Annotated in this window: 12 protein-coding genes and 2 pseudogenes; 7 read left to right on the plus strand and 7 right to left on the minus strand. The window is 63.2% G+C overall.

The window, feature by feature from the left end; translation table 11 throughout:
• Window positions 1-61: 61 nt before the first annotated feature.
• Window positions 62-1,203, minus strand: a protein-coding gene (locus tag DKM19_RS21845) for an IS3 family transposase (protein WP_110705878.1) whose coding sequence is annotated in 2 segments (ribosomal slippage) — window positions 62-990 and window positions 990-1,203 — 1,143 coding nt in all. Because the reading frame shifts where the segments join, the coding sequence is not laid out codon by codon here.
• Between the two features lie 760 nt (window positions 1,204-1,963).
• Between DKM19_RS21845 and DKM19_RS21850 the strand changes: the two genes are divergently transcribed.
• Complete coding sequence (locus tag DKM19_RS21850) at window positions 1,964-2,491, plus strand: hypothetical protein (protein WP_110697901.1); 528 nt, start codon at window positions 1,964-1,966, stop codon at window positions 2,489-2,491.
• A gap of 188 nt (window positions 2,492-2,679) precedes the next feature.
• Complete coding sequence (locus tag DKM19_RS49610) at window positions 2,680-3,393, plus strand: hypothetical protein (protein WP_162641665.1); 714 nt, start codon at window positions 2,680-2,682, stop codon at window positions 3,391-3,393.
• A gap of 518 nt (window positions 3,394-3,911) precedes the next feature.
• On the opposite strand, the gene DKM19_RS21855 is transcribed toward DKM19_RS49610, so the two are convergent.
• The 5 genes and pseudogenes from DKM19_RS21855 to DKM19_RS21870 form a co-directional block, all read right to left on the minus strand.
• Entirely contained in the window at window positions 3,912-4,115 is a 204-nt protein-coding gene (locus DKM19_RS21855; RefSeq protein ID WP_110697903.1) for a hypothetical protein, read from the minus strand.
• 39 nt (window positions 4,116-4,154) lie between these two features.
• Window positions 4,155-4,301 (minus strand): hypothetical protein, encoded by a 147-nt coding sequence (locus tag DKM19_RS49615; RefSeq protein ID WP_162641666.1) that lies wholly within the window; start codon window positions 4,299-4,301, stop codon window positions 4,155-4,157.
• 259 nt (window positions 4,302-4,560) lie between these two features.
• Window positions 4,561-5,001 carry a DUF4145 domain-containing protein gene (locus DKM19_RS21860; RefSeq protein WP_110697905.1) on the minus strand — a complete coding sequence of 147 codons (441 nt, stop codon included), beginning with the start codon at window positions 4,999-5,001 and terminating at the stop codon, window positions 4,561-4,563.
• A 91-nt stretch (window positions 5,002-5,092) separates the two neighbouring features.
• Window positions 5,093-6,611: pseudogene (locus DKM19_RS21865) on the minus strand (ISL3 family transposase).
• A gap of 397 nt (window positions 6,612-7,008) precedes the next feature.
• Entirely contained in the window at window positions 7,009-7,209 is a 201-nt protein-coding gene (locus DKM19_RS21870; RefSeq protein WP_239514375.1) for a hypothetical protein, read from the minus strand.
• Between the two features lie 26 nt (window positions 7,210-7,235).
• Between DKM19_RS21870 and DKM19_RS53005 the strand changes: the two genes are divergently transcribed.
• The 3 genes and pseudogenes from DKM19_RS53005 to DKM19_RS21880 all read left to right on the plus strand — a co-directional run bounded on the left by DKM19_RS53005 (window position 7,236) and on the right by DKM19_RS21880 (window position 8,943).
• Window positions 7,236-8,042 (plus strand): transposase, encoded by an 807-nt coding sequence (locus tag DKM19_RS53005; protein ID WP_369989569.1) that lies wholly within the window; start codon window positions 7,236-7,238, stop codon window positions 8,040-8,042.
• 28 nt (window positions 8,043-8,070) lie between these two features.
• A pseudogene (locus DKM19_RS51875) lies at window positions 8,071-8,592 on the plus strand (IS30 family transposase); the annotation flags it as partial.
• An 18-nt stretch (window positions 8,593-8,610) separates the two neighbouring features.
• Complete coding sequence (locus DKM19_RS21880; RefSeq protein ID WP_110697906.1) at window positions 8,611-8,943, plus strand: IS3 family transposase; 333 nt, start codon at window positions 8,611-8,613, stop codon at window positions 8,941-8,943.
• A 99-nt stretch (window positions 8,944-9,042) separates the two neighbouring features.
• Here DKM19_RS21880 and DKM19_RS21885 read toward each other — a convergent pair whose 3' ends face one another.
• Complete coding sequence (locus tag DKM19_RS21885; RefSeq protein WP_162641667.1) at window positions 9,043-9,870, minus strand: response regulator transcription factor; 828 nt, start codon at window positions 9,868-9,870, stop codon at window positions 9,043-9,045.
• 268 nt (window positions 9,871-10,138) lie between these two features.
• On the opposite strand from DKM19_RS21885, the gene DKM19_RS49620 reads away from it, so the two are divergent.
• Window positions 10,139-10,441, plus strand: coding sequence for a hypothetical protein (locus DKM19_RS49620; RefSeq protein ID WP_162641668.1), 303 nt, complete (start codon window positions 10,139-10,141; stop codon window positions 10,439-10,441).
• A gap of 1,427 nt (window positions 10,442-11,868) precedes the next feature.
• A complete protein-coding gene (locus DKM19_RS21890) occupies window positions 11,869-12,303 on the plus strand; it encodes a hypothetical protein (protein ID WP_110697910.1) in 435 nt (144 codons plus the stop codon).
• Window positions 12,304-12,325: the final 22 nt, after the last annotated feature.

Consider the following 12,325-nt stretch of genomic DNA (forward strand, 5'->3'; position numbering starts at 1 on the left):
AGAACGACCAACCTACTGTCTTGGAGTTGCCCCGGTTTGGTAGACACATCAGGGCTTTCGGCTACGCGGCCGCATAGTCGTCTTCGTGAATGAGCTTAAGGGCTTGGCGTCGCTCGTATTCGACGGGACTGAGCTGTCCGTTGGCAAAATGGCGGCGGCGTGGGTTGTAGAACCCCTCGATGTAGGCGAAGATCGCGCGCTCGGCCTCTGACCTGGTACGGAAGATGCGCCGGTCGATCAGCTCGCACTCCAGCGAGGCGAAGAAGCTCTCGGTGATGGCATTGTCGAAGCAGGTGCCGGTGTGGCCGGTCGAGGGACGCACACCGGCCTGCTCACAGCGTCGGCCGAACGCCATCGAGGTATATTGACCGCCCTTATCGCTGTGATGGATCACCCCGACCTCAGGGCGGCGCTGATGGATCGCCATCGCCAACGCGTCGGTGACCAGTTCGGTGCGCATGTGATCGGCCATCGCCCAGCCGACGATCCGCCGCGAGAACACATCGAGAACCACCGCCAGGTAGAGGAAACCCTGCCAGGTCGGCACGTACGTGATATCGGCGGTCCAGATCCGGTTCGGCTCGGCCGCGCGAAACTCTCGCCGCACCAGATCCGTCGCGGCGGCCCTGCCGTCACGGTTCGTCGTCGGCGTGCCCTTGCGGCGGCTCACCCTGGCCAGCCCGGCCGCCCGCATCAGCTGGGCCACCTGCTTGCGGCCGACTCCGATACCGTCGATCTCACGCAGGTCAGCGTGGATACGCGGCGCCCCGTAAATCTCATCGGAGGCCGCATGATGCGTGCGGATTTTCTCGGTCAGCACCTGGTCCTGGCGGGCATGCGTCGACGGACCGCGCTTGGTCCAGGCGTAGTAGCCCTGGCGCGACACACCGAGCACCCGGGCCAGCAGGGAGACATCATGGTGGTCTTTCTCCGCATGGATCAGCCGGAACTTCATCTCGGCAGATCCGTCTCCCGCGCGAAGAAAGCCGCGGCCTTACGCAAGACGTCCTTCTCCTCGCGGAGAATCTTGTTCTCGCGGCGCAGCCTGGCCAGCTCATCCCTCTCGGCGCTGGTCAGGCCATCGGCACGGCGGCCGTCATCGAGGTCGGCTTGGCGGACCCAGACACGGATCGATTGGGCGGAGGGCTGGAACTCCTTGGCGAGTTCCTCCGGCGATCGTCCCGCGCGCACCAGCTCGACCATCTGCCGGCGAAACTCCGGCGGATAGTTGGTCGGCACAGTGAACTCCTTCTTTGGGGAACCAGGGTTCCCCAGAAATCAGGTGTCCACCAAACCGGGTCAACTCCATCCCGATATATGGGAGTTTGCCGGAAGCGGTCGAACGTCATGAAGTCGCTGGTGCGGTACGGGAGCGAGTCGCCGGTGGCGAGAAGGTGCCCGATGTACGGGTCGTCAGCGTGCAGGGCCATCCACCGGTTGATCTCGCCCGCGGATAGGGCGTTGGGTTCTCCGGCCATTGTCACCAATGGCGTCTGTGTCCGCCAAGCAGGGCATATGTCGATACACACACAGTCTGCCCCAACGACATGGAGTAGCCCTTCGGCTAGGTCGGACACAAACGGCTCGTTGTTGACGATGGCGCGGGCGGCGTGCAGCGCGTGCCGTAATAGATTTGCCTCGTTCACGGTGGATTCCCCCGATCGCCTTCCTGCGGCAAGTATGAGCGGAGGGTAATTTCGTGTAAAGCACGTTTGGGCGGTAGTCAAGGTGGCGAAACAGGCACTGTTGTCCGCGGTGCCGCTTCCTTCACCATGGGATAAATGCTAATACCTTCGGCTGGCACATCGCTGGGAAACTGCGTTTAATTCGATCTTCCTTCCCCGTCTCCTAGTTCAGTTTTGCCGATCATTAGAGCGCTACTGATTAACGGCCTCGAAATGTTTAAGGAGCATGCATGCCAACGACCTCTCTGTATCTGTACCCGAATCGCTAAGGAGACATCATGTCGAGGCGACGAGCCTTAAATCTCGGGCTGTTATCCATCTTTGCGCTGTTGCTGACGGTGGCGATGCCCCAGTCGGCCAACGCGTACACCGCAAACACCTGGGGCAGCGTGGCTGCGAACTCGAGCTACTGCATCAGGGGTACCGCGGGCATCGACCATGTCGTCCCCGGCGTCTGGTCCAGCAATCAGGCGTGGGTCTATTCGTACGTGTACATGGGGGATTGCCAGACCCCGCTAATGAGCAACCAGATCAGGGTGAAGCTGCAGGTGCAGAAAACGGTCGGCAGCAGTTGGGTGACCTTGTCCAGTACTAACTGGATGTATGGGTATATGAACAAAAACGGTGACCTCGGCTTTAACGGACCCTCGGCGTACGCGGAATATGGCGGGGCTCAATGGGGGGCAGGCTGGTACCGAACACTAGGGTCCATCGAGGTCTATCGGATGGACGTCGTGTGTCTCCCGGGAACCTCTTGCAAGTGGTGGGGGGGCACGATCTCGTCAGGCAATGAGTGGGTGGAGTAGCCGCATCCGAACGGCCCGCGGCGACGGAATACAGCTTCCGCAGCAGGACAGGAAGTCGCCGGCGTGCTCACCGCCTCTGGGTTCGGCGCCGGACACCTCCTAGCCGCCCACCTGAATGCCCTGAAGCAAACCAGCGATCCCGGAGAGTACAAGCTCAACGGGCGATACCCGCAGACAAGGAATGGATCATGAAACGTGTCGGATTGCTGATCCTCATGCTCGCGTTAGCGGCCTTGGGACAGAACCTCTGGGGCCCTGCCGCCGCAGCCACCACCGGTACGGCCCTGACGTCCAGCCAGTCTTATGGTCCCTACACGTGCATGCGAGGATACGTCTGGCGAGAGGCTTTCCCCAACGATTTCGTGTGCGTCCTGCCGGATTGGCGGATGGTAACAGCCGCTGAGAACAAGGCTCGCGTCGCGAACAGATTCCCCACATACCCGCATCCCGATAAATGCAGGCCAGGATTTGTGTGGCGCCAGGCCGGACTGGCCGACTACGTCTGCGTCAGCCCCGCTAGCCGCAACTTCAACCAAGCGTATAACCGTTCGGCGGTGAACAAATATAACTACCCGCCGGGTCTTCCTGCTAGAGGGGCGTATAACTACGATGACTACGGAATCTCCGAGAAAATAGTTGGGGGTTCCAATTTTACCCCTAATGGAAAGGTCTCTCTTTCCGTCTACTACGAAGGAGTATACGCAGGTGATGGTAGGTACTTACCTCGCTACGGTGAGACTCTCTGGCATTCATGGAATGCCAACTCTCAGGGCAAACTTGGCGAAGCGTGGTCGCCGACGAAAGCGTGCTTAAACCCCCTCAAAGTGCACCTCATTTTGCTCGATGAGCGTACAGGTAAGGTCAGCAATGCCGGACCGACGAAACTCTGCTCGTCCTTGTAATGGTGAGGCACTTCTTCAACGGAGATCGCCAACGCCACTTATGGGCTTAGATTGACCACGGGTGCGACGGCCAGCAGGAAGGCAGCTGGAAGTCTTAAGACCAGGCCCGCATCGCCCCGCGCAGCACGAGCCCTGCGCGGGGCCTCCGGTCAGCCGACCACCAACTCGACCACCGAGTCGGCCTAACCCAGTTCAGCCAGCAGCTCCGGAGGTCTCACCCCGCAGAGGTCAGGCGAAGCGGTCGGCCACGGTTGGGGCCAGCTCCAGGTAAGCCAGCCGGGTCGGGGCGGCCAAGTCCGCCAGCTGCACTGCTCGGTGTGGCCATGCTTGCCAATCCAGCTCACGGGGACAGCGCATATTGCCACGAACCGTCCCACCTCGCCATGACCGCATCTTGAAGGCTCCGACCGGAGCAGTTGTGACCAACCCGCATCCGCCGGGGGCATAGACGAATACGACACAGCCGAATACGTCACTCCACCAGTCTCTGCCTCGGGTCGGGAGATTTGGCGGCCGCATCAGTCGCTGGTCCAGGCTTTGAACTCTGGAGCGGCAACCACCACCACCTTGGGGTCGCTCGCCTTTTCCACGTCACGGCTCGGCACACCGGGAACGAGCACGACGCTAAAGCCGGCGGCGTACAGGACGTCCGCCATCGCCCGGTCCATGGCGAGACTGGTGGCACGCTCAACGCGCACCAGCGGGTGATCGGGGTGATCCACGCCGCGATCGCCGGACTGGTGATCAAAGCTCGCCTCTGCTCACCACATCACTCGGACCTGGGTGCCGTTCTCCATCAACTGATACCCGCCGGCGCTCGTGTCGCCCTTCTTCGGGATCCCGACACGGGCGAACAACTGGCGGATGTCGTGGGCGATCGACGGGGCAGTGCGTGAGGAGTCGGCCATGTGCGCACGGTACAACCGCTCAGCCTTGTTGACCCGCGTTTCCCCACGGGCGAAGGCTCCGTGCTCGACGGGGACCTCCGAGGCGATGGGGTCGGCTTTCCTCTTCCCTCGCCGGTCCCCGGCTCGCCCCCGAAGGCCTCTCCAGCCGGCGCGCGGCCGACTGTCCAGTCCGCCGACCGAGCGCCAGCGAAGGAGCGGATTTGACCGGCGGCAAGCGTCGGCCACACTCCAGGCCGGGGGCGAGGCTGGTTACTTCTGATCAGGAATCCGCAGGACTCTCCCCGTTCTTGTGCGCCTCCCGGCGCTGCTTGCGAGCTTCACGCATCGCTGCCTTCTTCGCCGGTTCGATGTAGAGCGTCTGTGTCATCTCCACGATCAGCTCGGCGACGTTGGCGACTTCCTCCGGGGAGTAGGTCAGCCCGTCGTGCACGCTGTCGTTGCCCAGCATGCGCGTCTCGTGAAGATCAAAGATCAGGTCGCCATCAAGCTGCCCCCGCAGCTCCTCGATCTTGTCGTACAGCTTGTAATTGGTGGCGCCGCGTTCCTTGCACAGTTCCTCCACTGCCGCCCGATACATCGCGGCCGCGCCTCGATACGCGGCCGCTCCCTCACACCGCGAGCCTTCCTGGAACCGGTCGCGGATCGGCTCGGGTACCTCCGACGGGAGCTCCCTGATGGTGCGCGCGGGCCAGATCTGCACGATCTCCTTGACCCGTCTGGGGGACCCGGGGCCGGAAGCCGAGGGTCTGTCAATTAAACGGCTCTGTCTCTCTTTCGGTGGTGACGGAGCGTCAGCCCAAGAGGATGCGATGACGGAGCAGCGCGAAACCGGCCCGGCCGTGCATCTGACGCATGATCCGCTTGGTCTTCGTGTTCACGCCTTCGGTGCCGCCGTTGTGGTAGGGCAAGGTGACGACCGCGCGGATGGCATCGCGGTCCTGGTCGAGACCGCGAGTGAAAGCGTGCAGGTGCGGGAGGTCGGCGGCACGCGCGGTGGTGATCCACCCGTCGAGGCGGTCGGCGTTGCCGTCATGTGGCCGAAGTAGATCGGTAAAACCGCGGACGAGCCCGGTCAGGCCGATCATCTCGGGGCAGGCGGTGGTGAGGTCGTCCAACAGGCGCCGGTGCTCATCTGTGAGGCTGTCGGGCCGCGTCAGCAGGAGCCGGGCGAGACGGCGTGGGGCAATGGGCAGGCGGTCGGCTTCAACTCGTCCTTGGGTGATGTAGCGGTAGAGCAGGTTGAAGCTGCCCGGGTAGCCGAGGGCTTTGATCTCGTTGAACAGGTGCAGAACGGGGACGGCGGGGTCGTCGGCGCGGCGGCGTTTGAGGTGGTCGCGGTAGGGGTCGACGAGGATGGGCCGGTATTGCGGGGCGCGATGCAGGCGCTGCGGTTCGGGCACACGTGCGTAGCGCTTGACGGTGCCCAGGGACAAGTTCAGCCGACGGGCGCACTCCAGCAGGCCGACGCCCTTGCCGAGCAGGTCATGGACCTGCTGCCAACGCTCGCAGGTGCTCTGCGCGCGCTTGCCGTCCTGCGGGGGCACTCCTGCTTTGGCCCAGCAAGCGCTGTGCGCGGCGACCTCTTTCAAGACGGCCTCACCGAAGTTGTGCCACAGGTGCCAGCGGTCACCAACCTGAATGGCGTCCGGCAGCGCGCGGCGGATCGCCTCGGCGTAGGCGCCTGAGCCGTCCCGGCATACCACCTGCACCCCGGGATGAGCACGAAGCCAGGCCTGCAGGACATCGGCGGTGCGGCCGGGCAGAACGTCGATACGCTCGCGGGTCTCGGCGTCAATCGGCACGGTGGCGCCGGCGCAGAGCGAAGTCATCCACCCCCAGCACCCGGGGTACGCGCGGTGGCAAGGGCAGGCGCAGCAGGAGGCGCAGGGCGGTATGCCGCGACAGGCGAACGGTCAGCGCGGATAAGACCCGCTCGCCGGCGCGTCCGGCCAGTTCACGGACCACCGCGCCGATCTGGCAGGCCAGGCGGGGTGTGCGGCGTTGGTAGCGCTCCAGTACGCCGGGTAGTTGTTCGCGGAAGGTCTGGCGGCAGCCGCGTGTCGGGCAGACCAGGCGACGAATCCGCACCACCAGCAGCACGCGACGTGCATCAACCGGGACATCGGCAACGGTCCGATCGTGATAGCCGTGTACTCGTGCTGTCTCGGTGCCGCACTCCGAGCAGGCGATAGGTCCGTCCGGGGTACGTGCCCGTACTTGGATCCGCTCGCCCTCATCCGCCACGTCCTCCACGATCAGCGGTGATAACCCCGAAAACACCACATTCACGAGTTCCTCGACACTATGCATGACCCAGCGTGATGCAATGAGACGTTCCGTCACCACCGAATCTGCGACAGAGCCGTTTTTTATACAGTCCCGAAGCCGACGCGCAGGTGAGCAGCTCGATGGTCACCCGGTCGCAGTAGTCGCAGCTTCACGCCTTCTCGAAGATGCCCCCAGAGGCGTCGTTCAGGCTGTCGTCGTATTTCGGCGCGATTCTATGGACGTTGCGGCTCGTCTGGGAGGTGGGTTGGGTGGCGGAGGCGATCGCCTTGTTCGAGGCGACGCTGGCCGAGCGGGAGCGGGTGCTGGGCGCCGACCATCCAACCACACAAACCGTGCATCGAAATCTTGACGGAGCTCGTGCTGCCACGCGGTCGAAGCGTTCGTGGTGGCGGTGCCTAATCAACCGGGTGCGGGGGCATCAGTCCTTTTGATCCCCGATGTCGAGTCGGCGGGTGCTGTGGCCGGTGCGTAGCTCGCGGAGGTCGGGGATGTGGTTGTACAGCGTGCCCCCGCTCACTCCGAGCAGCTTGGCGATCGAGGTGACGGAGTACTCGGGGTTGGGCAGCAAATCCCGGGCCGCGCGCAGGATCTCAGGGGTGGATTCAATCGGTGCTCGCAACACTTTGTCGTTGGAGGTGTTGGTGAATGGGCCTGGGCAAAAAGCAGCAGGCTGTCCGGTTGTATCGCGGCCAGATCCCCTCGCCGGGACGGCCGACCGTCGCCTGGCATGAAGATCGCGTGCGATTCTGGCAAGCGATCGCTCGGGGAGCGACCTCAGAAGACGCCGCGGCACAGATCGGCGTGTCGCCGGTGGTGGGAACGCACTGGTTTCGCCAGGCTGGCGGGGTGAGACCATGCCTTGCTTCGACGGTGTCGGGCCGTTATCTATCGTTCGCAGAGCGGGAAGAAATCGCGCTGCGCCGCGCCCAGGAGGTCGGCGTGCGCGAGATCGCGCGGCGTCTGGGGCGGTCGCCCTCGACGATCTCCCGCGAGATCCGGCGCAACGCCTCAACGCGGACCTATGACGTGGAATATCGCGCGACGGTCGCGCAATGGCACGCCGAACGTCGAGCCCGGCGGCCGAAGACCGCCAAACTGGCGGCCGACCAGCGGCTGCGCGCATATGTGCAGGAGCGGCTGGCCGGACAGGTCCGCCACCCGGACGGCACGCCGGTGGCGGGGCCGCAGACGGCGCTGTGGAAGGGGTGCAACAAACCCCGGCGTCAGGACCGCCGCTGGGCAAGGTCGTGGAGCCCAGAACAGATCGCTCGTCGGCTGAAGGTCGATTTCCCCGAGGATGACACCATGCGGATCTCGCACGAGGCGATCTACCAGGCCCTGTTCATCCAGGGGCGAGGAGCGCTCAAGCGGGAGCTGGTCGCCGTCTGCACACCGGGCGTGCACTGCGGGTGCCGCGCGCACGCGCACGGCAGAAGGCCGGCGGGCACGTGACCCCCGAGGTGCTGATCAGCGCCCGCCCGCCGAGGCCGAAGACCGTGCGGTCCCGGGCCACTGGGAAGGTGATCTCATCATCGGCACCGGCCGGTCGGCGATCGGCACTCTCGTGGAGAGTACGACACGGTTCACTCTGCTGTTGCACCTGCCCCGGATGGATGGCTACGGCACTTTGGAGCGCGTGAAGAACGGCCCGGCGTTGGCCGGCCGCGGCGCCCAAGCCGTGCGGGACGCGATCACCAAAGAGATCACCGGGCTGCCGGAGCAACTACGCCGCTCGCTGACCTGGGACCGTGGAACGGAGCTGGCCCAGCACACTCAACTGCGCATCGACACCGGGCTGCCGGTCTATTTCGCCGATCCCCATAACCTCTGGCAGCGTGGCACCAATGAGAACACCAACGGCCTGCTGCGCCAGTACTTTCCTAAGGGCACCGATCTGTCACGATGGGGTGCTGACGAGTTAGCGGCCGCAGCATTCGCAATACCAGGCCCCGAAAGACCCTCGAATGGAAGACGCTGGCAGAAGCCTTCAGCGATCATCTAAACTTGCTGCTGAGCAGCAGTGTTGCGACGACAGTTTGAACCCGAGCAATATACCTCGATTGCCTTCGGCCGGTGGTGTGAGCAGGCCGGCGTGCGCCCCTCGACGGGCAGAACCGGCACCTGCTTCGACAATGCCATCACCGAGAGCTTTTTCGCCTCGCTGGAATGCGAGCTGATCGACCGGCGGACCTTCCGCACCAGGTCCGAGGCCGAGCGTGCGGTCTTCGCCTACATCGAGGGGTTCTACAACCCACGACGCCGCCATTCCGCGAACGGCCAACTCAGCCCCGCCGCATACGAGCGGCGCCAAGCCCTTAAGCCCATTCACGAAGACGACTATGCTGCCGCGTAGCCGAGAGCCCTGATGTGTCTACCAAACCGGGGCAACTCCAATCCGAACCGAAACGTGCGCCTGCACTCTCCGTCACTTATGTCACAGAGAGTGCTACCGCTAAAATCCGGTCCGATCCTCCCCGGAGGCCAGACGCCGGCTGGCGTGGCCGGTGGGTGCTTGAGTTCTTCCAGGGGGTTGACGGATCCACCAGGCGACAGCGGCAGCGCGGCTGTGGACGTTGGCTTTGCCGAAGACGCCTTCGAGGTGTTTGCGGATGGTTCGCGAGCTGATACCGAGTTGGCGGGCGGCTTGGTCATTGGTGTGGCCGGTGGCGATGAGTGCGAGCACCTGGTTTTCGCGTTCGGTGAGGGTTAATCGGCGTAGTGAGGCGGCGGGCAGGCTGGCGCTGATCTTGGCTTGAATTGCGCTGATCTGGGCCTGGTAGTCCAGTGCCGTGGCGATGAGGTCACGAATGGGATGAAGAGCTCGAGTCTCACGGTCGGAGAAGTCGTGGAGTCTGCGGGTCAAGCCAATGATCACCATGTCCTCGTCGGTGATGCGTGGTGTCATCATCAGCAGATGGCGCATGCCGTACTGGGCGAACACTTCCCGATAGATGGGAGTCTGTCGGAAGCGGTCGAACGTCATGAAGTCGCTGGTGCGGTACGGGAGCGGGTCGCCGGTGGCGAGAAGGTGCCCGATGTACGGGTCGTCAGCGTGCAGGGCCATCCACTGGTCAATCTCGCCCGCGGATAGGGCGTTGGGTTCTCCGGCCATTGTCACCAATGGCGTCTGTGTCCGCCAAGCAGGGCATATGTCGATACACACACAGTCTGCCCCAACGACATGGAGTAGCCCTTCGGCTAGGTCGGACACGAACGGCTCGTTGTTGACGATGGCGCGGGCGGCGTGCAGCGCGTGCCGTAATAGATTTGCCTCGTTCACGGTGGATTCCCCCGATCGCCTTCCTGCGGCAAGTATGAGCGGAGGGCAATTTCGTGTAAAGCACGTTGGGCGGCAGTCAAGGTGGCTAAACAGGCACTGTTGTCCGCGGTGCCGCTTCCTTCACCATGGGATAAATGCTAATACCTGCGGCTGGCACATCGCTGGGGAACTGCGTTTAATTCGATCTTCCTTCCCCGTCTCCTAGTTTAACTATACCGATCATTAGAGCGCCGCTGATTAACGGCCTTGAAAGGTTCAAGGAGCATGCATGCCAACGACCTCTCTACCGATGCCTGTCACGCCGCACCGCCAGCATCGCGGCCGCCGCCGCCATCGTGCTGGCGCCGACCGGGGCCGGGGCCACGCCCGCTCAGGCGGCTGGCACCGTGTGTCCACCATGGACCGTGCTCCAGTACGCAGTTTTCAGGGCATGGCCTGCGTCAGCAGCACCGACGCCGAAGCCCCCAAAATCTGGGGCAACATGTACAACGGCAGCGCCAATGCGGCGATCGCCGATATGTTCGGTTACATCAAAATGACGGCATCGTGCGGTTTAGCTGCGGACAGATAGCGCGACCGGGTTTCTGCCTGGCCAATACATGAACTGCCCGTCGCCGGGCTCATTCTGGACCACGTCCCCTCGGTACGGCCGCGTCGATTTCTATCTCAAATGCGGCCATACTGGGACGTTTTACACCCCGTGGCTGAGCTGACATTGCCCTTTTTCTCGTAACGGCCCTGCGCGGGAGCGCTTGTGGATGAACCGGGCGACCGAATCGCGATGCCGAGTCAACAGCGACTGCTCCTAATTCTCCGGCAGATGTCAAGGCCCGATTCCTCATTGGAACGAGGCAAACAGCCCTCCGTCGACGGACGTAGAACTGAGATACCGGCACGACATTGATCCAGACGCACCTGGACAACAGAGAGCGAACCACCGAACCCGGTGAGCACGGGCTTAACGAGGGACACCCACACCAAGGAGTAGCTCATGAAACGCGTCGCGTTATTGATCGCCGCGCTCGCGCTCGCGGCCCCTGGACTCATCTTCTGGGGCCCGGCCACCGCCACCGCCGCCACTGGGTCCGTTCTGTGGGCCGGCGAGCCTTACGGCCCCTACACGTGCATACGTGGGAGAGTCTGGCGCGAGGCCTTCCTTGGCGACTACGTTTGCGTCGACCATCGGGCCGGAATGGATTGGCGGACGGTAACATTAGCCGAAAACAGGGCTGCCAAGGCAAATAGAAGCCCCAACGGAGGCCCATTCGGTCCCCTGACATGCAAGAAAGGGTTTGTATGGCGAGAGGCCAGACCGTCAGATAGTGTCTGCGTCAGCCCCGCTAGCCGCACCCAAAACCAAATCTATAACCGCAAGGCGGCGTTCGGATATAACTATCCGCCGGGTCTTCTCGGGTGGGGCGCGCGCAACGGAACTTCTGACCTCCTTCCGGAAAAATGGGTCGCAGGCAGCGGCTTCACCCCTGGTGGGCAGGTTTCTCTCTACTTCTACTCCGAGGGTAGATATTTGACGTCCATGCCTGAGTCCTCATGGAAAGCCGACTCTCAGGGCTACCTTCATGCAGTATGGAATAGGGGATATTGTCCACGTAGCACCTACATAGACGTGCGCCTCATCTTAGTCGACGAGAAAACAGGTAAAGTCAAGAATGCTGGCCGAGCAAAGAATAGGGTCGGCGGGTGCATATAAATGCACTTAAATGGCGGGTCAACCCTTTAGTTTGCCTTTTTGTATCAAGGTATCCAGATTTCCTGGTCCCGGCCGATTCTCCTTCGGTGGCCGACCGGGACCGGGGTTGAGGAACAGCGGGACAGCCATTGGCGGTAAACCGCTGCGTCGCAGGTCGCGGAAGACTGTGCAGGTCTTCGGGGCGGTGTCTTCCGGGGCCGCGCCCTCATTTCAGCGGGCTCTGACCGCCTGGCCCTTTCTCATTCGGCGAGTGCGCGGCCCGGCGGGGCGGAGGCCTCACGCACAAAGTGGTGGAATACAAGTTCGGAGTGGATCTGGGCGAGGCCGCTGTCCTCTGCACGGCAGGAATCGACCCGCAGATCAAACCGTTGGTTCGGCCCGAGACCGTGGGCTCTACTTTCCTCGCCAGCCGACCGGGAATCCTGATGGAATACCCGTCTCCGGCGGAGGTCTGGGCATTGCCTGGGGTCGAGCACGTGCGGCTCGAGCTTCCCTACGGAGCCCGCATGGCGGATGCGGCGGACACGATCGCGGGTGTGGGACAGGTCGTCGTGAGCGGAAGCACGCGCGAGGAGTTCCACAGCCGGTGCGACTTCCTCACCCAGTGGTTCGACGAGCGTCTGGTGGTCGCGCCGGCCGAAGCGACGAATCAGGACTTGCGGGCGTGGCAGAAGACGCACTGGCCGGAATCTGCTTCATTCTTTCCCACCTACTCGAATGATTGAAAGGTCAGATCCTCAGCACGGA

This window comes from Streptosporangium sp. 'caverna', from assembly GCF_003203775.1.
GTDB lineage: Bacteria > Actinomycetota > Actinomycetes > Streptosporangiales > Streptosporangiaceae > Streptosporangium > Streptosporangium subroseum.